The organism is Halorhabdus amylolytica (assembly GCF_004944975.1).
GTDB lineage: Archaea > Halobacteriota > Halobacteria > Halobacteriales > Haloarculaceae > Halorhabdus > Halorhabdus amylolytica.
Genome location: NZ_SPQG01000022.1, coordinates 1 through 19,494 on the forward strand (window position 1 = coordinate 1; position 19,494 = coordinate 19,494).

The 19,494-nt window shown below is 59.3% G+C and carries 27 protein-coding genes and 3 pseudogenes; 8 read left to right on the plus strand and 22 right to left on the minus strand.

Going from position 1 to position 19,494, the window contains the following annotated elements:
* Positions 1 to 352, plus strand: a 352-nt coding sequence (locus tag E3374_RS17485; RefSeq protein ID WP_211195002.1) for a hypothetical protein, incomplete at its 5' end; no start/stop codon positions are given.
* 706 nt (positions 353 to 1,058) lie between these two features.
* Positions 1,059 to 1,499, plus strand: a complete 441-nt coding sequence (locus E3374_RS16450) for a hypothetical protein (protein WP_136690047.1) — start codon at positions 1,059 to 1,061, stop codon at positions 1,497 to 1,499.
* A gap of 79 nt (positions 1,500 to 1,578) precedes the next feature.
* On the opposite strand, the gene E3374_RS17290 is transcribed toward E3374_RS16450, so the two are convergent.
* The 10 genes from E3374_RS17290 to E3374_RS16495 form a co-directional block, all read right to left on the minus strand.
* Complete coding sequence (locus tag E3374_RS17290; RefSeq protein ID WP_169051888.1) at positions 1,579 to 1,716, minus strand: hypothetical protein; 138 nt, start codon at positions 1,714 to 1,716, stop codon at positions 1,579 to 1,581.
* A 2-nt stretch (positions 1,717 to 1,718) separates the two neighbouring features.
* Positions 1,719 to 2,504: a hypothetical protein gene (locus E3374_RS16455; RefSeq protein ID WP_136690048.1), complete on the minus strand. Its 786-nt coding sequence runs from the start codon at positions 2,502 to 2,504 to the stop codon at positions 1,719 to 1,721.
* 119 nt (positions 2,505 to 2,623) lie between these two features.
* Positions 2,624 to 2,869 (minus strand): hypothetical protein, encoded by a 246-nt coding sequence (locus E3374_RS16460; protein WP_136690049.1) that lies wholly within the window; start codon positions 2,867 to 2,869, stop codon positions 2,624 to 2,626.
* Positions 2,856 to 3,086 (minus strand): hypothetical protein, encoded by a 231-nt coding sequence (locus E3374_RS16465; protein WP_136690050.1) that lies wholly within the window; start codon positions 3,084 to 3,086, stop codon positions 2,856 to 2,858. The genes E3374_RS16460 and E3374_RS16465 overlap by 14 nt, the downstream gene beginning before the upstream one ends.
* Positions 3,086 to 3,748, minus strand: a complete 663-nt coding sequence (locus E3374_RS16470) for a zinc ribbon domain-containing protein (RefSeq protein WP_136690051.1) — start codon at positions 3,746 to 3,748, stop codon at positions 3,086 to 3,088. The genes E3374_RS16465 and E3374_RS16470 overlap by 1 nt, the downstream gene beginning before the upstream one ends.
* Complete coding sequence (locus E3374_RS16475; protein WP_136690052.1) at positions 3,741 to 4,097, minus strand: hypothetical protein; 357 nt, start codon at positions 4,095 to 4,097, stop codon at positions 3,741 to 3,743. Before E3374_RS16475 ends, E3374_RS16470 begins: the two co-directional genes overlap by 8 nt.
* Complete coding sequence (locus E3374_RS16480) at positions 4,094 to 4,480, minus strand: hypothetical protein (protein ID WP_136690053.1); 387 nt, start codon at positions 4,478 to 4,480, stop codon at positions 4,094 to 4,096. Before E3374_RS16480 ends, E3374_RS16475 begins: the two co-directional genes overlap by 4 nt.
* The gene (locus E3374_RS16485; protein WP_136690054.1) at positions 4,473 to 4,775 is read right to left on the minus strand and encodes a hypothetical protein; all 303 of its coding nucleotides are present in this window, start codon (positions 4,773 to 4,775) and stop codon (positions 4,473 to 4,475) included. Before E3374_RS16485 ends, E3374_RS16480 begins: the two co-directional genes overlap by 8 nt.
* Positions 4,775 to 5,038, minus strand: coding sequence for a hypothetical protein (locus E3374_RS16490; protein ID WP_136690055.1), 264 nt, complete (start codon positions 5,036 to 5,038; stop codon positions 4,775 to 4,777). The genes E3374_RS16485 and E3374_RS16490 overlap by 1 nt, the downstream gene beginning before the upstream one ends.
* Positions 5,038 to 5,559 (minus strand): SWIM zinc finger family protein, encoded by a 522-nt coding sequence (locus E3374_RS16495; RefSeq protein ID WP_211195003.1) that lies wholly within the window; start codon positions 5,557 to 5,559, stop codon positions 5,038 to 5,040. Before E3374_RS16495 ends, E3374_RS16490 begins: the two co-directional genes overlap by 1 nt.
* Positions 5,560 to 5,762: 203 nt before the next feature.
* Here E3374_RS16495 and E3374_RS16500 point away from each other — a divergent pair, with 203 nt between their 5' ends.
* Positions 5,763 to 5,990 (plus strand): transcriptional regulator, encoded by a 228-nt coding sequence (locus E3374_RS16500; protein ID WP_136690056.1) that lies wholly within the window; start codon positions 5,763 to 5,765, stop codon positions 5,988 to 5,990.
* Positions 5,991 to 5,994: 4 nt separating this feature from the next.
* The gene (locus E3374_RS16505) at positions 5,995 to 6,417 is read left to right on the plus strand and encodes a hypothetical protein (RefSeq protein WP_136690057.1); all 423 of its coding nucleotides are present in this window, start codon (positions 5,995 to 5,997) and stop codon (positions 6,415 to 6,417) included.
* A 122-nt stretch (positions 6,418 to 6,539) separates the two neighbouring features.
* On the opposite strand, the gene E3374_RS16510 is transcribed toward E3374_RS16505, so the two are convergent.
* From E3374_RS16510 to E3374_RS16520, 4 genes are all read right to left on the minus strand, one after another.
* Entirely contained in the window at positions 6,540 to 6,983 is a 444-nt protein-coding gene (locus E3374_RS16510) for a hypothetical protein (RefSeq protein ID WP_136690058.1), read from the minus strand.
* A gap of 19 nt (positions 6,984 to 7,002) precedes the next feature.
* Positions 7,003 to 7,155, minus strand: a complete 153-nt coding sequence (locus E3374_RS17295) for a hypothetical protein (RefSeq protein WP_169051889.1) — start codon at positions 7,153 to 7,155, stop codon at positions 7,003 to 7,005.
* Between the two features lie 88 nt (positions 7,156 to 7,243).
* Positions 7,244 to 7,747: a zinc ribbon domain-containing protein gene (locus E3374_RS16515; RefSeq protein ID WP_136690059.1), complete on the minus strand. Its 504-nt coding sequence runs from the start codon at positions 7,745 to 7,747 to the stop codon at positions 7,244 to 7,246.
* 349 nt (positions 7,748 to 8,096) lie between these two features.
* Positions 8,097 to 8,432 carry a hypothetical protein gene (locus E3374_RS16520; RefSeq protein WP_136690060.1) on the minus strand — a complete coding sequence of 112 codons (336 nt, stop codon included), beginning with the start codon at positions 8,430 to 8,432 and terminating at the stop codon, positions 8,097 to 8,099.
* A gap of 129 nt (positions 8,433 to 8,561) precedes the next feature.
* On the opposite strand from E3374_RS16520, the gene E3374_RS16525 reads away from it, so the two are divergent.
* Positions 8,562 to 9,491: a hypothetical protein gene (locus tag E3374_RS16525; protein ID WP_136690061.1), complete on the plus strand. Its 930-nt coding sequence runs from the start codon at positions 8,562 to 8,564 to the stop codon at positions 9,489 to 9,491.
* A 22-nt stretch (positions 9,492 to 9,513) separates the two neighbouring features.
* Positions 9,514 to 9,828 carry a hypothetical protein gene (locus tag E3374_RS16530; protein ID WP_169051890.1) on the plus strand — a complete coding sequence of 105 codons (315 nt, stop codon included), beginning with the start codon at positions 9,514 to 9,516 and terminating at the stop codon, positions 9,826 to 9,828.
* A 331-nt stretch (positions 9,829 to 10,159) separates the two neighbouring features.
* On the opposite strand, the pseudogene E3374_RS18035 reads toward E3374_RS16530, so the two are convergent.
* The 5 genes and pseudogenes from E3374_RS18035 to E3374_RS16555 form a co-directional block, all read right to left on the minus strand.
* A pseudogene (locus tag E3374_RS18035) lies at positions 10,160 to 10,578 on the minus strand (hypothetical protein).
* Between the two features lie 24 nt (positions 10,579 to 10,602).
* Positions 10,603 to 10,867: pseudogene (locus E3374_RS18040) on the minus strand (HVO_A0114 family putative DNA-binding protein); the annotation flags it as partial.
* Between the two features lie 72 nt (positions 10,868 to 10,939).
* Positions 10,940 to 11,224, minus strand: a pseudogene (locus E3374_RS18045) (toxin-antitoxin system TumE family protein).
* A 213-nt stretch (positions 11,225 to 11,437) separates the two neighbouring features.
* The gene (locus E3374_RS16550) at positions 11,438 to 13,090 is read right to left on the minus strand and encodes a hypothetical protein (protein ID WP_136690063.1); all 1,653 of its coding nucleotides are present in this window, start codon (positions 13,088 to 13,090) and stop codon (positions 11,438 to 11,440) included.
* Positions 13,091 to 13,548: 458 nt separating this feature from the next.
* Complete coding sequence (locus E3374_RS16555) at positions 13,549 to 14,295, minus strand: hypothetical protein (RefSeq protein ID WP_136690064.1); 747 nt, start codon at positions 14,293 to 14,295, stop codon at positions 13,549 to 13,551.
* Between the two features lie 283 nt (positions 14,296 to 14,578).
* On the opposite strand from E3374_RS16555, the gene E3374_RS16560 reads away from it, so the two are divergent.
* Positions 14,579 to 14,809 carry a hypothetical protein gene (locus E3374_RS16560; RefSeq protein ID WP_136690065.1) on the plus strand — a complete coding sequence of 77 codons (231 nt, stop codon included), beginning with the start codon at positions 14,579 to 14,581 and terminating at the stop codon, positions 14,807 to 14,809.
* Between the two features lie 109 nt (positions 14,810 to 14,918).
* Here E3374_RS16560 and E3374_RS16565 read toward each other — a convergent pair whose 3' ends face one another.
* Together E3374_RS16565 and E3374_RS16570 are read right to left on the minus strand one after the other, a co-directional pair.
* Positions 14,919 to 16,148, minus strand: coding sequence for an orc1/cdc6 family replication initiation protein (locus E3374_RS16565; RefSeq protein WP_136690066.1), 1,230 nt, complete (start codon positions 16,146 to 16,148; stop codon positions 14,919 to 14,921).
* A gap of 375 nt (positions 16,149 to 16,523) precedes the next feature.
* Positions 16,524 to 16,712, minus strand: a complete 189-nt coding sequence (locus E3374_RS16570; protein ID WP_136690067.1) for a hypothetical protein — start codon at positions 16,710 to 16,712, stop codon at positions 16,524 to 16,526.
* A gap of 161 nt (positions 16,713 to 16,873) precedes the next feature.
* Here E3374_RS16570 and E3374_RS16575 point away from each other — a divergent pair, with 161 nt between their 5' ends.
* Complete coding sequence (locus tag E3374_RS16575; RefSeq protein WP_136690068.1) at positions 16,874 to 18,445, plus strand: MBL fold metallo-hydrolase; 1,572 nt, start codon at positions 16,874 to 16,876, stop codon at positions 18,443 to 18,445.
* A gap of 64 nt (positions 18,446 to 18,509) precedes the next feature.
* Here E3374_RS16575 and E3374_RS16580 read toward each other — a convergent pair whose 3' ends face one another.
* Entirely contained in the window at positions 18,510 to 19,361 is an 852-nt protein-coding gene (locus tag E3374_RS16580; protein WP_136690069.1) for a hypothetical protein, read from the minus strand.
* Positions 19,362 to 19,494 lie beyond the last annotated feature (133 nt).

Genomic DNA, 19,494 nt, shown 5'->3' on the forward strand with positions numbered 1-19,494 from the left:
GGGGAATCTCGCGTGGTATCTGGCCGATGATGAGCGCGCACGGCCTGTTTCCCCAGAGCGATACTGGGTTTCTCGGCTGTGCGAAGAGGGACGAGCCATCTCAGGCAATGTGTTACGTATTGGTGGTGTCGTCGCTCTTGCTGGAATGGTGATGATCGTGCTGTCCCTTAGTGCAGACCTCTACAGCTTGCAAATCGAGCTTCTTCAGCCCTCAATGGCTGGCACTGTGGGCTATGCACTGACGTTGGCGGGGTTCGCTAATGTCGCTCTTGGAGGGGCGCTCAAATTTGGGCTGAGCATCACTGAGACAATCGTTTCCCGTCGTTCCTCACCGGCAAGTTCGCATTCGTGAGTGGGAATTCTCACGCGGGCACACCTGCCTTTATGTATTAGAGTACTGGTGATTGTGTGATAGTACTCTCTTTCAGCTCAACCTGACTGGGATAATACAAATCCAATACCAAACAAGATGATTATCAAACTGAACATCTTTGCAAATGAGAAAAGGGTCCCAGGAAGCAATAGGAAAGAAAGACCACCGACTAACGCGATAATGATTCCAGCAACCCCGTCAAAATTCTTTGACCGGAAGTTATGCCAGAGATAGTAACCGGCGGCACTGGCACCGGACACGATCCCAGCAGTAAGTACGGCTATCAATTGTTCTCCTTGGACCATCTCGAGAGCTCTACTTATCCATATCGACGAAAAATTCTGAAGAGTGAGACTGCTGTCTTGAATTATCACCTGAAAAAATGATATTATAGAGTTGTTGAAGAGGACAAGAGCAGCGATGCCAAGTAGACCAGCCTTCCACCCCCGATGTATGGCTCTACTGACCAATTTTACGATATTCATCTTCCGTTAATTGAGAGTGATCTCACCCCATCTTTGAATATTCTCCGCTAAATTCTGTTCGTCTCCATCAATCTCCTTGGTTTGATCCGGCAGAGGACCTCGTCAAGATTGAGACATGGCAGTATTGAGAACTATTTGAAGACGCGGTAGACGTCGGAATCTCAACAAGCGTATGTCGCCGTGGAGGCAATCTTGTTTTAATGCAGACAATTTCGCTTACGGATGGGCAAGAGGAACGGGCCCGGGAGATCTATCATCGGATCCAAGACGGGGGAATCACGCACCCGACCGATATTGTCGAATGGCAGGAGCCAACGAAATCGATAAACTATCAGGAGAAAGAGAGCACGCTCCCACGCTACGAGGGATTCATTGACCCTGCCGATATCAAGGGGGCTATTGGCTCTACAGATCGACTTGAGAGGAATAGGCTGAGTGCAGCGTTAGTCCGACTAATCCAGGGCGATTTCGAGGTCAAGAACAGCTATCCTCCTGTTCTTCGGAAGCTCGGCGACAACTATTACGTCACCACAGATGGACGCCACCGGTGTATCGCCGCGAAAGCAGTCGCTCTTGAAGAGTTCTACGTGGAGTACGAGGAGGTTCCTGATCGTCTGCTTGTCGATTCCGAGAGCGATTGAGGTGCAGCTGTCTATCGTCTTAGTTCTGTAAACTGAAACTCGTTACCAATCTCCGATAGCTACCTCGGTGATTCAACCCTCAATCCATACTGGCGAGAACCCGCTGACAAACCCACGCGTGGGGACCGTCGCTGTTGGCTTCGCGCTCGAGTTCCTCACGGTAGTCCTCGGGGAAGTTTCGATTCTGTTCTCCAGTCGTGGTGGTGTTGGTCGCCATCTCTACGCCTCCGTGTCTGCGTGGCGGTCCTCTCCGGTTGAAGTGTGGGGGTTAGACGCTGAAGACCCACCTCCACCGCCCCGATCCTGGCCGTCATCGTCGCCACTGTCGAACTCCGGCAGCAGATCTTTCGGCTCGAACTCCTCGCCACCGTCGAGCGACCACTCGTGCTCAAGTTCGAGGAAATCCAGGAGATACTCCTCGACGTCCCGTGCCGTTCGTTCCCTCTCGCCCGTGAGCGCGAGATGCTGCTCCCACAGTCGGACCCAGCGGACGATCTCGCTCGGCACCTCCGCCTTGACCTGTCCAGTCACCTCGCCGTAGTACTCGTTTTCGTGACCGGCCAGCGCACCCTCCAACTCTCGCATCACCCACTCGGCCGTGGTCTGGTCGTCCTCCTTCACGATATCGATCAACTCGATCATCGGCGAGGTGAGTTCGATAGTCACCGGGACTGCCCCGTCACGATCGGCGTCGGCGTGGCGTTGGTGGATGTCCCGCTCGGATGTCTCGGCCAGCTCGTGACTGTTCTTCCCTCCGTCTGTCGCCGGATCCTCGCCGAGACACTCGCCAGCAGCGGCCAGTGTGGCGGGATCGTCGGCAGCTCTGAGTACGACTCGGTCAAGCGCTTCCAGGGCGTTCATCACGTTCCCGCTCTGGTCGCCGAAAGAACTCCTCGGGACCCCCTCGAGTGCCTCCTTGGCGGTCAACGCTGCGACGAGGGCTTCAGGCTCGGGCGTCGGTTTCGCGTCGGTACTGTCAGTTGCGTCGGCGTTCGTGGTTGACATTCGTGCGACCTCCGTGGGCCAGCCGCCTCGACGGGCGATTAACCAACACCCGGCTATGTTGGTTAAACTCCCATCGCCGAGACGGCGACCCGATCCGGGGCCGGCGGGCAAACAGCCCGCTACTCGTGGACATGGATGTGGGCGTGTACCTCGACGACGAGCCGGCCGTCATCGCCGACGTTGAGGCTGGCCGTCGCACCCGGCCCTGCGTCGCTCGTGGCCCCGTCAGGGGCGTCCTGATTGCTCTCGTGGACTGGGTGCTGTTTCCCACACGACGGGCAGCGTGTCGTGTCCTGGCCGGGAGCGACGCCGTCGCGGGCGGTGTCGAAGACGGTTCCGCACCGCTCGCACTCAACTTCGGTCATCGTCCTGCCCCGGAAAGCACGCCCTGCAGGGGTCGTAGTGCGATTCGATCAGTGAGCGTTCTTTCTCCAGCAGGCTCCGGCCATCCGCCCCACAGAGCGGCCGTAACTCGCTGTCAGGCATCCGGACAGCCTTGTGGTACACTCTTCCGCCATTCCCAGCGAAGGTGAGGACCGTCTCTGTGGCGTTGTCCTCCCCGTCGTCGGTAGCGACATCCATCACAGCTCACCTTTGATCTTGTCGACGGCGCGTCGAGCGATCGAGACAGCGGCGCTTCGATCGCGATCGACGGTCTCGACAGGGCAGTCTGGCGTCGTACAGGTGATCGTCTCGTCCTCGACGTGAGCGAGCAGCTCGCACTCGTGGCAGGCGTTGGTCGTGTGTGTCGGATCGACGTACACGGGGTGATATCCGGCGTCACCCAGCGCGGTCTCCAGGCGGTCCTGAACGACGGGAAAGAGCCACGCGTCGAGGTCCTTCCCCTGGGTTCGCGCGTCGGTCAAGGACACCCACTCCTGGCCGAGTGCCTCGAGGGCGACGACGTCCGCGTCATGGGCCGCCAGATAGCCCAGCAGCGTCGCGATCGCGTCGTCGACGTGGTCCACGAGCAACGCCCGGTAGTGTCGATCGAGACGGACAGCGTCGCTCTTCGCGTCGTCTGTCGTCGCCTGGCGCCGGCGAGTCGCTTCGCGAAGGTCAGCGAACAGCGCCCGGGCCGGCTCGCCGTCAACGCTGACGGCGCTCGCCACGTCGGGCGTGGCATCCGCTGGCGCGGCCGTGAAGAGCTGTCGAAGTCCCAGGTCCACGCCGACGATCGTGGGATCGTCGTCTGGCCCAGGCGTGGCGTTGGCCGTCGCGACGGGCGACGTGTGGCTACTCATCAGCCACCTCCCGATCGAGGTGCTCCAGTGGGTCGATGTCGTCGGTACTCCCGCGGCCGATTGATTCGTGCATGACACGGTACGGGATCGGTGGAACTGGGTCGCCCCACGGTTCGACGCCCGCAACGGGTGCGGCGTAATCCTCGACACAGCGGCGTGCATGGTTCAACGCCAACCGTAGCTGGCGAACCTGTTCGTGGGTCACGGCCTCGCCCTTACGGAGTGTATCCTCGACGTCGTGAGACGCTTCTACAAGCTCGGTACGGGCTTTGCCGAGCTCGCTACGCAGGAGCCCACGCCCCACGTCTTCCCACCTGACACCGCACTCTCGATCGTCGCGTGGTGTCACGCCGATCCCTCCAGTTCGGCCTCACGCTCGCGCTTTTTTTCGAGGACCTCGATGAACGCCTCGTGGGCCTCTTCATCGGCGTCGATCGCGTCGTAGTTGATGTCACAGGCAATCCAGCCGGCACAGTCACCGCAGAGTATCCCCGTGAGCCGGCCCGGAAGGTCCGCGGGCCCAAGCGGGAACTCCAACTCAATCGGGAACCCAGTCTCGACCGGGTCGCCACACTGCATACAGACGCCCTCAGGGAGATCGTGATCCTGCACGAGCTGGCAGGCACGGCAGATGTCCGCCTCGAGGGGCGCGATCGGCGCGACGGTCGTGTGATCGACCATCTCCGGCAGCTTTTCCGCGCCACAGACCTCGCACTCCTGGCGGTCAGGCATCGATTCCGCCACCTCCTGCTTCGTCCTTCGAGCCTTGAAGCGCCCGGGCGGCGTCCTCGGCGAGTTGTGGCCGTGGCGTGGTCGTCGCCGAGCGCCCAGCGTACTGATCGAGGACCTCATCGATGGACAACCCGAACTCGCTGGCAGTCCGTCGGCCACTCGGCAGGGCCCGCGACGCCGTCGAGTAGTACCGGACACCGTCGTGTGGGATCCGCTTGCGGGCCTCCAGATCCCCCTCGTCGGTCACGAGAAGCGTGTAGTCACCGTCGCCGGCATCGTCGATGACGCGGGCCATCAGGCATCACCGCCGTCGCGGATGTGGGAGATGGCATCGACCAGTGCGTCCAGGCCCTCGCCGTCCAGCGTGAGCTCAACGCGGGTGTCTTCATCCGACGCGAACAGTGTCGCGTGTGGCTCGCTTGTACTCAGTGGCGTGTAGTCCGGCGCTTTGATGTGGAGTTTCGTGTCCGCTTGTGACTCCATCTCAAGCTTGCCCTCCTGGATCCGTGCGGTGACGGCGACGTCGTCGATCGTGGTGACGTCTGCAAGGGGTGGCATCAGATATCACCGTCCTCGGCGCTCGCCGGCGTCTCGAAGCCCTCGCGGTAGCACGCGAAGCACGGCAGGTCTGCGTCAGTGTTCCACTCGCCGCACTCGCAGTCGTCGGGGCGGCCGTCGTCCTTGATGTCGGGCTCAAGGATCTCGCCGTCGTCACTGGCGATGATGATCCCACCGTCAGCAGCTGCGACCTGTGGCGTGGCCTCGACGTGGTCGCCCAGCTGCTCGTCGATCGCGCCGGTGTCGGCCCACGACGGGATCGTCCGCTCGCCCGTCGCAAACTCCGCACGCCGGATGTGTTTACAGCGTGCCTCTCTGTACTCGTGGTCGGGACAGGTGCAACGCTCTTCGCGAAGATCGACGCCGTAGGTGCCGCCGTTCTCGCCGACGACGGTGTAGACGTCACCCCCCTTCGGCAGGACGCTCATGCACTCCGTGAGCGCTCGGGCATCGCGATCATCGAGGTCGGTACGTCGGTCCGTGGCGGCAGTCTGAAGTGCCGCCGAGTCGTGTTTCGACATGCTGTCTCAGAGCCGAGACAGAACCGCTCGGGTGCTCCAACACCCGGGCACTTCTCCGAACGAAGCGCCTCGAGGAGCGGGCCTGCCTTACCCATACATACATCTGCATGGGTAATAAAAGTACCGGGTCATACATCTGCATGGGGTTTTATTATTCCACGGATTCATCCACCTTTATGGGGAAGACGAGATCACATGGGGCCATGCCCTACGATGAGCGTGACGAGGAGACTGGGCAGTTTAGCCCGACGTTTTCCGACTCAGACTTCCTCGAAGCTGTGGGAGATGGCGATCTCCCGACGACGAGTGATGTCGCGGACGCGGTCGGGTGTGAGTACCGGACCGCCTACGAGCGGTTGAACCGGCTCGAAGATGAGAGCAGGGTTCAATCGAAGACAGTGGGGAACTCTCTCGTCTGGCAGCTGTCTTAGAACCATGGGCGAGGATGACGACGTCGATCCAGAGGATCCACGCCCGGAAGGACACTACCCTCGATTCGCCGATAACGAGTGGCACTATGTTCCTGACGAGCTGGCACAGACGATCTCGCTCGGCCCAGCTGGCGACGGTGAGGAAAGTCAAGACTGGGTGCTGACGTACACACCGGAGAAGCGCGACGACACTGACAGAGAAAAGGTTCTCGTCCGGCTGACGCCGCGATCGCTGCACGAACTCTATATCGAGACGAAGGACCTCTCAGCTGACCAGCGGATGCATGGCCACAGTGCTGAGTGTGATCTTTGTGGCGACCAGGTCGATCTCGACGAGGCGATCCCGAACCCGCGGGGTGAGCCGTGTCACAAGCACTGCTGGGCGGAGTACACAGGTGCACCGGACTGGTTTGCTGATCACGTGTAGTGGCGGCAGGCCGTCAAACCGGATGTAATGATAATCTGACCTCATACCAAGCACACTTGGCCCAATCGAAGACAGATGGTTAACTCTCAGAGATAGTGGCAGCGGGGAGTGGCCAGTAAGCGCTACGGAAGCAAATCTCGGAGATCGTCTTCGTCGAGTGCGTCGTGCTGTTCAAGGTATGCATCGACGTCGGAGACTGACTCCAGGTCCGTGACTTCTTCTGCCATCGTTTCTGCACTTGGACTATATTCGGCCAGAGCTTTGTACGGATAATCGTGGGTGATATCGATGAAGAAGAGAAAGATGACGTGGTACTCAGTATTCCCACGAGGAATCTCGTCGACGACCTTCGTGTACAGTCGCCCCTGATCACCGACGGTGATGATGTCGAGGTTTGCAATCCGCTCGTACACAAAAGAACTGGGCGGTGCCTCGCTCTCGACGATATTCAACAAACGTTGAATGACGGCTTCCTGTTCAGAAGCATCGAGTTCAGATAGATTCGCAGCAGCCTCCCCAGCAAAGATAACCCTTGTCTCTTCGTCCGAGAGGGGAACACGACTCACAGCTACTCCGAGAAAATAGTCAGTACTTCAAAATAGACTCGATGTCCTCTTTGCTTGCAGTACGCCCCTCGGCGATGTCTTCGATCCCGCGAAGAACCCCTTCTGGGACCTCGGGACGCTCTTCGTCTTCGGCGTCGCCCTCGTGGTCGTCGCCGGTTGGGTGAAGACTCATTGATCGAAACGTGCCTCCCCAAGGTAATAAGTCTGTGTCTTAATCGGGGGCACATACTAAGAAACGACTAGCCTGTGTCCGCTCTGACTTAGGATCCCCCCTCTGAATCGATAGAAATCGTGACCTCAATATCATCCTGAGGGTGAAGATCACCACTCTCTCCCCTGGCAATCCCGTGTTGGAGCATGTCTTCACATACGTCCTTCCCCAGCGCCTCATACAAGAGAGCGAACAGACACGGTAGCGTTTCCAGTTCGAGTTCTTCCTTCGAAGAAAGCGATATGACGTCTTTTGAATCCACGTCCGGAGACAAGCTCAGACTCGGATCAAAGGCCTCCCAGTGGTAGAGGACGACGAAGTCGTATAGTGCTTCTTTGACTTCCGCGTGAATCTGTGCACACAGTGACCCCGGAAGCGTATCCTGGTTCCCGTGAATGAGTTCGGTGATAATGTGGTAGTCGTCTTCTCGCAGAAATCCAGTTGCGTCGTCGATCTCTTCGAGGGTGATCCCTGCATTGAGGAGGGCACCACAACGGGTACAGTAGTACGCGCTGTCCTCTACCGCTGAGTCGCATTGTGGGCAATCCTGCATACCTTAGCCCCCTCAAGCGAGAGATATAGAACTTCGCTCAAACAAATTCCATCGAAGAACCCCCTCTCCCTCTCTGCTCATTCTGTATCCTCACAATCCAAGCCAGCAGTAGAAGCTGATTTTACCCGATCGTGTTGCAGTGACGTGAGAGGGTTCTGTTGAGAATCCAATTTTTGGTTGATACAAGGAGTGGCGGCAAGAAAAAACCAATCTTCGATGTCCGAAGGTGGGGTTGAAGCAGGGAAAACCGAGTTGAAGGACCTCGACTACGTGGAGATCGTCGATTCCTCCGAGTGTGGGCACCGGGTACCAGACACTGGACACCAGGCGTTGACGGCGCTGGCGGGATTTACTCGCTCGGGTTGACCGGCGCTTTGTACTTCGACCGGATCTTTTCGCCATCTCGCCACTGGTAGTAGTAGTAGCGGTTGTCGTTGATCTCCTTGATCACGACGCTGGCCTTCCCGGGCACCTCGTCGGGGAGATCGTCGACTTCCTCGCTGGTCTCGCGAACGACCTCTTCGTCCTGGCCTTCGAGCTCGGCCTCGGCCTGTGCCTCCTTGTACGCCGCGAGGTCTTCGGCGTAGGCGGCGATCGTCCGTAGGTTGTCGGGGCTCTGGCGCTCAAGGCCGTCGGTGATGTACTGGGCAATCGCGTCGGGGGCGGTGGGTTCGGTCGGCGCCATCTTAACCAACATCTCTAACTCTATTGTTGTAAGAATGTTGGTTAAGGTGGTCGAATGGGGTACCTCGGCCGCGGATGACGCGTGTCTGACTTAATCTTAAGATTAGGGCTAACCTTAGGGCAGGTGTGTATGGCTGATCAGTTCACTGCGGCTCTCGACGACGTCGAGGAATCCCACGCTCGGTATGCCGAGCAGCTGGGGCTCGTCGAGGACCGCACACCGTTCGCGGCGGAGTCGCTTCCCGACACGCGCGTCGCGGTCCGGGTCAACGAAGAGCTCCTCCAGGAGGTCGCCTCGCACATCCTCACGCGCGCCGGGCACGTCTCGGTGATCGACAAGCGGGGCGCGGGGAAGACGCACTTCCGAGAGCTCGTGTACGACGCGCTGAGCGAGGGCCCGCGCAGCGACGAGTTCGCCATCGCCCGCATCCGTGAGGTCGAGAGCATCACCACGCGCCGGCTCTACACCCGGCTGCTGGACGAACTCGCGGCGTACGATGCCCTGGACGTCCCCGAGACCTATCCGCGGGCGACTGACGAGGTCCGCCAGGTCGTCGAGAACGTCGCCGAGCAGCTGGAGGCGGCGGACCTCACGTGTATCGTCCAGGTGGACCAGCTCGAGGACGCCGCACGGAACACCCGCACTTTCGAGCAGCTGCTCGCGGGGCTCCAGAGCATTGGCGATCTCGGCGAGACCGGGCCGGCGTTCATCCTCTTCCTGTTCGGGACGCCGGAGGCGGCCGACCGGATCGACGAACTGCGCCAGACCCTGTCGTCACGGCTGGTCGCGAAGAACCGGTCGCTCGAGCGCTTCGGCTTCGAGGAGACCGAGGAGCTGATCGCGCGGTGGCTGGCGTGGGCCCGAGATGAGGAGTACACTCAGGGGTACCTCTCGGACCCCTACACGGCGCCGGCCATTCGCACGATCGTCGAACGCTCCGACGGGACGCCGCGGTCGGTCCGCCAACAGTGCTACCACGCCTACCGCGCCGGCGCTCGGCAGTTCGCTGATGGGGAGGGCGTCGAGATCACCGACGAGACGATCGAGACCTACGCTTAAGATTAAGATTAAGATTAAACCAATGAGTGAGAACCCGATGACGGATGCGTTCGATGCGGCGGAGGAAGAACAGAGTGAGACGAACGGCGTCGGCGACGACTTCGACACCGAGCGGTACCTAGAGGCACTGAACAGCGACGGCGCGCCGAAGGAGAAGACCGTGGGGATCGCGGTGACCGCGGAGATGCACGCGTTTTATCACGAGCTCCAGAACGCCGACGAGGTTGAGGTGAACCCAGCGCAGTCGGTGCGGGACCACCTGGAGAAGCTCGCGCATCGGCACCCGGATGTTTTTGAGAAGGCGATGCGGAAGCTGGAGATCGAGCGCGAGTTCTGATGGGGCTCTCCCATAGCTTAACCAACACTCGGCTGGACGCTCGGTCAGGTGTTGGTTAATACTTGGAGGGGGCTTCTCCCTCCCGTCTGTGAGTTACTCTTAAGATTAATCTTAGGCTGATGGCCGGCCTGACAGCCGCCACGCCACTTGACACCAGCTGGATTCGAGGTGTCATGTAGCGCTACCTGGCGATCCCCTCTGGCCTGACACCGAAAGTTCAACCGATATAGGAAGGGGGTAGCCCTCCAAAAGAGGTGTCAGGTCGCTCCAGACCGCTCGGGGCCGGGGCATCAGTTAACCAACAGACGCGCGCTCGCGTTGCTGGTGTTGGTTAATCTCCATCGCACCACGGAGGCGCACCGAACGCCTCGGCGTAGCAGTCCGGGTAACAGGGCTCTTTCCGGTTGTTCGGCCACACCTGGTTGAGTGGGGCCGGCTCCCCGCAGAGCCCACACTCGGCGCTGTGACCCGCCTGACGGGCGTCCGGCGAGAGGTTTTCGCCTCGATGTGGAGCTCGTGCAACGCCCACGGCGTGAGGCGGACGGCGACGCGTTCCGCCGGCGCAGGATCCTCTTCCGAAGTCGTGGCCGAGAGGGTGAGTACCCAGTCGTCGCCCGGCTCGCCGTCAGTCGCGGGTCCGAGGGCGATCGTCTCCGCGAGGTCGTCGTCGACGAAGAACCACTCGGCATCTCGATCGACGTGGTAGTGCCCCGAGGGGCGTGGATCCTCGGGATCGACGTTGTCAGCTATCGTCTCTCTCGCTGGCTCAGGCGTCGCCTTCCGGCCTCCATTCGACGATGTCGTGAGCGGGAGATCGACGTCGATCTCGTCGTACCACACCACCGGCCGCTTCGCGCGGCCGTCCCCTTGGAGTTCGACCAAGCCGTAGTCGGCCAGCTCGTTCACGTTCTCGAGGACCTCGATTCGATAGAGTTGGTTCACTGGGTTCGACGTCCTCGCTGGCGTCGATCGCCGCGAGACGATCCTCGAGGTCGCTTCGGTCGGTGGGCTTGATCTGGACGTGAAGTGTTCGGGTCATGATGGGTAGGGTATCGGTCGCGGGTCGCGGTCGGGGCGTCCGTCGCCGTGCTCAAGTGGACTACCAGTCAGCTCACTTCTCCGACGGGAGCGCTGCCCGCCAAGCGCGATAGAGCTCCACCAGTCCGGGGTAGTCGATCTCGATGGTCTGCTCCCCGAGGTGGACCTCGTGGACGCCGTGGTGGTTGTCGAAGCAGATGATCGGGTCGTCCGCGCCGGTCTCGCCGTAGTGGTAGGCGTACTTGATCCCTTCCTCGAATCATTCCGACGTCGGGACCGAGAGCACGCGTACCCTGGCGACGGTGCGATCGGCGTAGGCCTCGATCTCGTCCTCAAGCACGGTGACATCATCGCTCATCCACACCAGTACCGACGACCCGACCCGATGGGTGTTAGGGAAAAACCTAACAGAAGAGGGCCGTCACCGTCGCGGCGGCCGACAGCTCCTTACCAAACATCTGAAACCTGCTCTCCCTCAGACGGTGCGCAGTCCACGCGAGAACGAGGGCGAACTGCAGGTTTAATCTTAAGCTTAGGGTTAGGTCACCGGGCCGATGCTCACAGCGGCGGCTCAGGACGGCGAGTTCGCCGGCGGCTCCTCGAGGTCCGGCATGTCGTAGATCGCGTACGCCAGCCAGGCGACGAGAGCAATCGACATCTCGGGCGGCACCGAGCCGGGATCGACGATCGGATTCACCCTCAGGTGGGCGGTCATCACGCCGATCATCGTGGCCGACACCAGCGTCCCGGCGGCGACGACGACGGCCTCCCGGCGCGACGGGAGCGACGTCTCCGGGTCGTACTCGATGGCGGCTTTCTCGCGCTGAGCCCGCGCCTTCGCCAGCTGGGCCGACACCCAGGCGTGAGCGACGCCGGGGAGCCACGCGCCGACGAAGTCCTCGAGCGAGCTCTGACCGTCCTCGTCGGTGTCGGTGTCGCGGGCCGCGGCGATCTCTTCGGGTGCGACGACGACGTCAGTCGGGAACGCCGTCTCGAAGTGCTCGTAGGCGAACCGACGGAAGTGGTCTCGGGCGCGGTGGCTGGCGAGGTAGTGTTTGTCGACGATCTCTGCGGACGCACTCGACTGTGCCTCGGCGACATCCTCGATTTTGGCGATGTAGGCCTCGTAGGCGTCGAGGTACTCGTTGAACCAGAACTGCCGGAAGTGCTTCGGCGTCGGCTTCGAGCCGTCGGGCAGTCGGACGTCGGCCCGATCGACGATCTCCTCGATCTTGTTACGCACCCAGGCGTCTGACCGGGTGCCATCCTCGGAGAGCTCGCTCGGGAACAGCATCTCGTGGCCCGTCTCCTTGAGCAGCTCGATGTACTGCTCGAAGTAGTCCAAACCCGCCATGATCGGCGTGGTCCCCGGCCCGTTCTTCCGCTTTGCGTCGAAGCAAACCCGGGGGTCGCCTTGATCGAGGATGACGTCCTCCTGCGCGTTCGTGATCAGCGGGTCGCTGGTCCGGTGCCCACAGCCGGCGAGGCAGAGCAGCAGCACCTTCTCGACGAGGAGTTCCCGCAGACCCTCGGCGTCGGGGTCCTCGAGGGCACCGTCGTCGATCGACCGCGTCGCTTCCCAGCACTCCCGGACCTGTGCCGGCGTGAGAGTCTGTTCGGGCGACTCCCGGTTGTACGACCACCCCATCCGTGGGAGAACCTTCTCGGCCGGGTTCGAATCGACCTCGCCGATCATCTCCAGGTACTCGTAGAACGAGGCGAGCGTCGACGCGTAGTTGTACCGCGCCCCCTCGGCCTCGAGTTCGCCGTTCATCTCCCGGAAGAGATCGAGCGTGAGCCGGACGTTCTTCCCAGCAGGTGCGCGAGCCGGGCGGAGGAGGTTGGTTGACCCAAGGGCCTCTCGGGAAATCTCCATCAGGCGCCGCATGTGCGTCCAGGCGTTCCCGACGGAGGTGTCGTTGAGTCGATTGAACTCCTCATCCTCGTCCTGGAGCCACTTGTGGATCAGCTGCTTCGTCTCGGCGTGCGTTCCCGGGAGGGGTTTGCGCTCTCTGGGCTCGAATCCACACTCGTCAAGGAGGACCTCGTCGACGGTCTTCTCCTGGCGCTCGGCGTAGCCCTGGATGCCGCTGAGCCCATGGTCACGGAGCCACTGATGGGTCGGCTTTACGTCCGGGTCCTTCCCGTCCGCCCGTCGAAGCTCCCGGACCTCAGCGGGGAACCTCTGCTGGACGTAGCCCGGCGTCCATTTACGATCCGACATATACACTGAGGTAACCGGTGGTTTTGTAAAAGGGTAAGGGTGGTATAATTTATTGTACACACCAAACTGGCCGTCTGGTGGCGGTTTCTGTTGAATCAGTCAAAACCCCGACCCCGACGCCGTCGGGCGGCTGGTGGCGCCGGGGTGATCACCCCAAATTGCCGACGGTGGGGGAAACGCCAGACGGCGAGAGTTTCCAGAGCGACGGAAAACGTACGTTTTCCGTCCAATATCCAACACCGAAGCTCACCAGTATTTCGGACATCGTCAGGGCACTCAGACTTAACCAACAATCGACGATGTGAGGCATGAGTGTTGGTTAATCTGAGTGGAGGAAAGTCTAACCCGTCGAAAACGGGCATTTCACCCCCCATCGAACGATTTCTCTAAAACCACTCGTTGGTGTCAACCCAACACGCGTGTTAGGGTAGAGCGTCTTCGAAACAGTAGCGGACGGGTCAATGAAATCTCGATAGGAGGCCCTCTTCCTGGCGCTCCATGCGCTCTTCGAGATCGTCGAGACGGGCCTCCTGGTCGTCGACGCGGTCGGCGAAATCGCGAAAGTTTTCGTCAAGCTTGCTGACTGCATCATCGAGTGTGTTCAGGTGCTCGTGCAGGTCCGCAACCAGATCCTCATGATCGTCGCGAAGATCGGCCGTCGACTGGTCCAACCCATCGATGTCTTCTCGCAGCTGGTCCAGCGAGGTTTCGATCTCTCTAATGTCGGACTTGATCTCGGTTTCGATCACGTTGAAATTCCGGTTGACGATCCATACCGGGTCACCATCGTCCGATTCTTCGAGCGTCAGTACGTCGCGGACTGTCTGGAACTCGTCTCGCACCGACTGGAACTTCTCCTTCCAGCGATCCAGCTTCACCCGCTGATTGTGGAGCGACGTCTCGACGGACTCCGCGATCTCGAGCGCCTCGACTGCGCGCTCGGTCGCTTCCTCGACCGACACGACCTTCGCTTTCAGGTCATGCTCGTCGACGAAATCATGTCCCTCCGAAGTGAGCTCCCACCGGCGGGCAACATCTGGGCCCACCACCTCTGGAGGACTCTGCTCGTCGACGAGGCCGGCGGGCTCGAGGTGCGTGTCCATCCGGTACTTCACTTTCTGGCGACGGTTCGATTCGAAGCCGGCAGCCTCACCGAGCTCACCCGTCGGGAGTGGCTGGTCCGTGTCCGCGAGAGCGAGCAGCATCCGCTGAGAATAATCATCTATCGTATAATCATGGTATTCGAGCGAGGGCATTCCGGGTAGGGAAACACCTGGGGGCGGGGTAATATTTTTCCTCCATTTCCCTCCGGCGTCAACCCAACACGCGCGTTAGGGAAAGTGTGAATAAACAGATTTCGTTGGAAGCCCGGAGAAAATCGGCACAACAAACCCATCAGCAAGTTGGAAAGACTCTCAGTTAAGAGTCAGGACAAGCAGCGACGCGATTACGAGGATCAGTACGTGCCGGGTGAGGACATTTGTCTTCGTGGTCAGCGATGACGACAAGAACGGACTGGATAGAGTCCAGATTGCGCCAGAAGTAGATGATGGGGCTGCTTACGATCCAAGCTACTACCGAAATGAGACAATCCGGGCGGCGGCCAGTATCCTCGGGCCGCTCGGCTGGACTGAAGAGAGGATTGTCGACGAACTCATGGGACAGCAGGATTTGAAGATCAGCGAATTCCCATCAGAGACACACCACTGCTGCAAGTGAAGCACGACGCAATAACGAGTAAAGCAGTCTCAATTTGACCACACCACCGTTGCAAGTGAAGAATCGAAATCGCAACCAACCGCCGGTTTCACTTGTAAGAGTGGTGTGTCTATACGACGTCGTTCATCGTTGCGATTTCCCTGATCGTCTGGATTTCTCCATCCAACCGGAGTACATCCGACATGGCCTCAATTGCGCTCGTGAAGGGAACGTCGAGTTGGTAACTGTAGTAGTTCCCCCGGGAGCCACTCCGATTTTCGTGGGCAGACAAGATCCCGAGCATCCGTAGATCCGAGAGGTGGTTGTGTAGCGAGCGCTGAGCCAGCGTATCAGTTTCAGATGACTCACAGAGCGTGGTGTACTCCTCGTAGATGTCCCGAGTTCGGCACGGCGTCTCTTCCTTCGCCGCTTTGGAGATGACGGCCAACAGGGCGAGACGGCCATGCGTCGTCAGCTCGCGCATCCCTTCTTCGACGCGCTCCTGTTCGAGTCTCGAGCGTGCTGTCTCGACGTGATCCTCAACGATGACATCATCGCCCTGGTTCTCGGCTATCTCGCCAGCGAGGCGAAGTAGGTCCAGAGCCTGGCGGGCACTCCCGCTGTCACGAGCGGCGAGCGCAGCGCAGTAATTCAGAACACCGTTCTCTACAGCGCCCTCGGCGATCGCGACCTCTGCTCGCGAGGAGAGGATGTTCTCAAGTTCAGGAGCATCGTACGGCGGGAACTGGAGTTCCCGTTCACAGAGCGTGTCTTGGACGCGAGGATCCAGCTGCTCGCGGAATTTGAAGTCATTACTGATGCCGATGACACCGACTTTGGCTGACTCAAGGTACCCATTGGCGCGAGCTCGAGGGAGTTCGTAGAGGAGTTCGTCGCGACCGCCAATCGAGTCCACCTCATCGAGAATGATCAAGATCGTCCCACCGATGGCATCAAGCTCCTCGTACAGTTTCTTGAAGACGGTCTGCTGGGGATACCCCGTGGAACTGATTTCCCCGCCAGCAGGACGGAGTTTGTTCACGAGTTCGACGGCAACCTGATACGAGGAGTTCAGTGTCTTGCAGTTCAGGGAGATGACTGAGAGATCGACATCATCGTAATCAGTGACGTCTTCTTGGAGTTGATCCATCAGATAATCAGTCACGGCAGTCTTCCCCACACCGGTATTCCCGTAGAGAAAGATATTGTTCGGCTCCCATCCGTCGACGACAGGCTGAAGAGCATCCATGTACTCCTCGATCTCCTCGTCACGCTCCTCGATCCGATCAGGTTGATAGGACTCCCCCAGGGCATCCTTGTTGCGGAAGATGTTCTGCTTCCGCTCAAACCGCCGAGACATGAGCGACCCTTCTAACGACTGGTATATAAAACCACCCGTACAACTGTTTCAAGTGAAACACACAGACACACACCACTGTTACAAGTGAAACAGTAGAGTAGTAGTAGCTAGTTGAGCAACAGTCCACAGTTTCATCTAAAGCGGTGACATGTAGACACTCATCTAAAGCTGATTCTACGGGTATTGTACTGTCTTCTAGCCGGGATTCAAGGATTCAGATGACTGCCTTCGACCATCGGCTCAGATTTGTACTTGGGTCTTTTCTCGGCTTCACTTGCAAGAGTGGTGTGTCTCTGTCCTTCTTAGATCTCTAAGATAGTATTCCTTTCCAATCAATTTGTTGGTTAGCTCGAGATCTGTCTTTGTCCTGATTCGTTATTCGGGTAGATTTCCCGTCTCGTCAGTTATCTCTGTGTGATGTTCGACATCCTTGAGCATCTCCTCTGGATTCTCGAGGGCCACGTACAACAGTGCGGCATCCTCAATTGCCTCACGGGCTGTTCCGCCGTGCTCGTTCTGAAGCGTTGCGAAGACGTCGCCGGACAGTTCGACGTTCACTGGCATCGATGTACTCCTGGAAGGAAGCCCCTTCCAATTGATCGCCAAAGGTCCGTTTGGAGTTAGTACTGCCCACCATCGTCATCAGCATGGAGAGACTCCTACCAGCTGATCGGAGTCACCAGCGTCCCGACTGATATACGTGACTGGGAGTCGAACGGCAATCTGTGACCGAGTTCGAGATCACGCCTCGTGGTGGGGTCGAAGAAGTCGGCCGGTCGTGCTATCAGGTCCAGACCGGCGATCGTGACTACCTCGTCGATTGTGGCCTCAAACAGTCCCACACGGCCGAGTTCCCCACGTTCCGGGGACTGGAGCCTGGGCAGATCGACGCGGTGTTCGTCACCCACGCCCATATTGACCACATCGGTGGGCTTCCCGTCGCTGAACAGCGTGGCCTGTTCGCCGACGACGCGTCGATCATCATGACACGGCCAACGAACGCCCTCGCTACGATTCTCCTTCACGACTCCCTGCAGATCCACAAGCAGGAGGCCGACGAACTCGGGCGGCCGCAGGAGTTCACCAGCGACGACGTCAAGCGCGTCCTCGATCGCGTCACCAGCGTCGGCTATGATCGCGACCATCACCTCAACGTCACCTACGAGTTCGGCGACGCCGCGCACCTGCTGGGCAGCTCGTGGCTCGCCCTCGAATTCGACGAGCGGCGGGTCGTCTTCTCAGGTGACCTCGGCGGCCGTAGCGCCCACCTGGACGACATCGACGACCCGCCGGAGGCCGACGAACTCCTCCTTGAGTCCACGTACGGAGACACGATGCAGCACCGGTCGTTCAGCGATGCCCGGACTGAGGTCTACGAGCAGGCCAAGCAGGCCCAGGCGTCAGGGATACCGGTCCTCATCCCGACGTTCGCCGTCGGTCGGGCTCAAGAAATCCTCCAGCTCTTCCGAGAACGTGAGGACGATCTTCGGAGCGCTGTCGATGGCGAGCCGTCGATCGTCTACGATGGGATGATCACGGACTCGATGCCCGTCTACGAGGTCTTCTGCCAGGACGAGTTCATGGGCGATTCCATAATCAACTACCGGATCAACTCCAACGACGCCGAGCCGTTCACGCCGGAGTGTGCCTGGACGCCCGAGACGATGGACGAACGAGAGCGCCTTCTTGACGGCGACAACGCGCCGATCATCGTCGCGCCGTCGGGCATGCTCACCGGCGGCTGGTCGCCGTACTACCTGCGAGACCTCGCCCGGCACTACGACGAGGCACGAGTGCTCTTCATCGGCTACCAGGCCGAAGGGACGCCTGGCCGAGAGATCCTCGACGCGCCGGGCGACGATGCCAACGTTCAGATCACGGCGCTGCCGGCTGCCGAAGACTACGATCCCGAGACCGACGACTTCGGCTTCCAGGAGCAGAAGATTCGTATACCGACCGCATGGGTGCGTGAGATCGGCGGGATGTCTGGCCACGCCGCCGCGAACGATCTACTTGAGTTCGCTCGCGAAGCCGATCCGCTGGGGATTTCACTCGTTCATGGGCCACCAGGCGCGGCAACACACCTTCGGGAGCACCTTGCCGACAACACCGACGCGGAGCGGGTGCAGACTGGGCAGCACCTTGCGACGATCGAGGTCGGCCAGTCCGACGTGATCACGCCGGACGTCGAACGCCTGCTTGAACGGCAGACCCGTCTCGAAGAAGAACTGGATGCTCTTCGCGAAGAGATCGAAAAAGTGGCGAATCGCCAGCGAGCGCGTGAGAAAAAGAACTGACGAGAAGAGGGCCATCGTGGTACCGTCGCTTCAAGAAGTTCAAGAATCCAGTATATTACCCCATCTAATCGTTGACTGGGACTCTCCGTAATTTACCCTCTTTCGGCGGGTAGCAAAGACCACTCGTCAGTGTGTCTTCGATCGCATCTTTGGCCTCCGAACGGGTGATTTCTGCCTCTTCGGCGACTACTCGCTCAGTTCGATTTCGATCAGCGGGTTCGCCATCACTCGACAGCTCGTCGAGTGTGTCAAGAACCACCCTGACAAGTTCCGGATTCTCGGGGTCTGGTGGAGTATGAAGTACATCTAACGGATGCTTATCCTCAAAGTGAAAGTCTAAGACATCCCATAGGCCTGGATATTCTGTATTAAACCCTCTTAGCTCACGACTCCTTTCTTCTGAGATATCTTCGACTAACTTGTCAATGTCAAATTCATCTTTGCGTTCGATATTTATCGATACCTCGAATCTACCATACTTCCCCGTCTGTTCATAGTAATCTAAGGCGGCAGCCGTAGTCAACTCTTCCTCCACCATCCATCGGAAGTTTTCTGTCCCCTGGAACTCCCGGAAGAACGCCATCATCTCCTCAATGGCATCAAGAATCCGGCGGGTTTTCCGCCCCGATTCAGGATCGGTCGGTCCTTGCCACTCCCCAGTTTCATCAAGATATCCTACGTCGTCCTGCATCTCTTGGACAACTTGGCCCAGATCCCGTGTGTCCATTCGCTTCAAATAACTCAAGTCCTGAATAGCGTGGACCATCCGTTGTCGGAGCTGATATCGCTTCTGCCGAATCTCGTTGGCGTCAAGCTCGTCGTTGAGTTCGCCTGCCAAAAATCGGCGATCGCGTGATGTGAAAATCCCTCGCTGACGATCAAAATCAGCCATCACAGTATCTACGTCGTTAGCCATGCAACTAACGGTTAGATCTACTATGGGATAAATATTAATGTCGGGAGGCCCATATCCAGAATGAACAGATGCCGACTGAGATCACGACAGTATCTGTCCACCCTCAACGCGCCGAGAAACTCCGGGAGTTTCG

Coding starts and splice junctions, on each gene's coding strand:
- E3374_RS16450 (WP_136690047.1), top strand. CDS start 1,059: ATGCAGACAATTTCGCTTACGGATGGGCAAGAGGAACGGGCCCGGGAG.
- E3374_RS17290 (WP_169051888.1), bottom strand. CDS start 1,716: ATGGCGACCAACACCACCACGACTGGAGAACAGAATCGAAACTTCCCC.
- E3374_RS16455 (WP_136690048.1), bottom strand. CDS start 2,504: ATGTCAACCACGAACGCCGACGCAACTGACAGTACCGACGCGAAACCG.
- E3374_RS16460 (WP_136690049.1), bottom strand. CDS start 2,869: ATGACCGAAGTTGAGTGCGAGCGGTGCGGAACCGTCTTCGACACCGCC.
- E3374_RS16465 (WP_136690050.1), bottom strand. CDS start 3,086: ATGGATGTCGCTACCGACGACGGGGAGGACAACGCCACAGAGACGGTC.
- E3374_RS16470 (WP_136690051.1), bottom strand. CDS start 3,748: ATGAGTAGCCACACGTCGCCCGTCGCGACGGCCAACGCCACGCCTGGG.
- E3374_RS16480 (WP_136690053.1), bottom strand. CDS start 4,480: ATGCCTGACCGCCAGGAGTGCGAGGTCTGTGGCGCGGAAAAGCTGCCG.
- E3374_RS16485 (WP_136690054.1), bottom strand. CDS start 4,775: ATGGCCCGCGTCATCGACGATGCCGGCGACGGTGACTACACGCTTCTC.
- E3374_RS16490 (WP_136690055.1), bottom strand. CDS start 5,038: ATGCCACCCCTTGCAGACGTCACCACGATCGACGACGTCGCCGTCACC.
- E3374_RS16495 (WP_211195003.1), bottom strand. CDS start 5,559: ATGTCGAAACACGACTCGGCGGCACTTCAGACTGCCGCCACGGACCGA.
- E3374_RS16500 (WP_136690056.1), top strand. CDS start 5,763: ATGCCCTACGATGAGCGTGACGAGGAGACTGGGCAGTTTAGCCCGACG.
- E3374_RS16505 (WP_136690057.1), top strand. CDS start 5,995: ATGGGCGAGGATGACGACGTCGATCCAGAGGATCCACGCCCGGAAGGA.
- E3374_RS17295 (WP_169051889.1), bottom strand. CDS start 7,155: ATGAGTCTTCACCCAACCGGCGACGACCACGAGGGCGACGCCGAAGAC.
- E3374_RS16515 (WP_136690059.1), bottom strand. CDS start 7,747: ATGCAGGATTGCCCACAATGCGACTCAGCGGTAGAGGACAGCGCGTAC.
- E3374_RS16520 (WP_136690060.1), bottom strand. CDS start 8,432: ATGGCGCCGACCGAACCCACCGCCCCCGACGCGATTGCCCAGTACATC.
- E3374_RS16525 (WP_136690061.1), top strand. CDS start 8,562: ATGGCTGATCAGTTCACTGCGGCTCTCGACGACGTCGAGGAATCCCAC.
- E3374_RS16530 (WP_169051890.1), top strand. CDS start 9,514: ATGAGTGAGAACCCGATGACGGATGCGTTCGATGCGGCGGAGGAAGAA.
- E3374_RS16550 (WP_136690063.1), bottom strand. CDS start 13,090: ATGTCGGATCGTAAATGGACGCCGGGCTACGTCCAGCAGAGGTTCCCC.
- E3374_RS16555 (WP_136690064.1), bottom strand. CDS start 14,295: ATGCTGCTCGCTCTCGCGGACACGGACCAGCCACTCCCGACGGGTGAG.
- E3374_RS16565 (WP_136690066.1), bottom strand. CDS start 16,148: ATGTCTCGGCGGTTTGAGCGGAAGCAGAACATCTTCCGCAACAAGGAT.
- E3374_RS16570 (WP_136690067.1), bottom strand. CDS start 16,712: ATGCCAGTGAACGTCGAACTGTCCGGCGACGTCTTCGCAACGCTTCAG.
- E3374_RS16580 (WP_136690069.1), bottom strand. CDS start 19,361: ATGGCTAACGACGTAGATACTGTGATGGCTGATTTTGATCGTCAGCGA.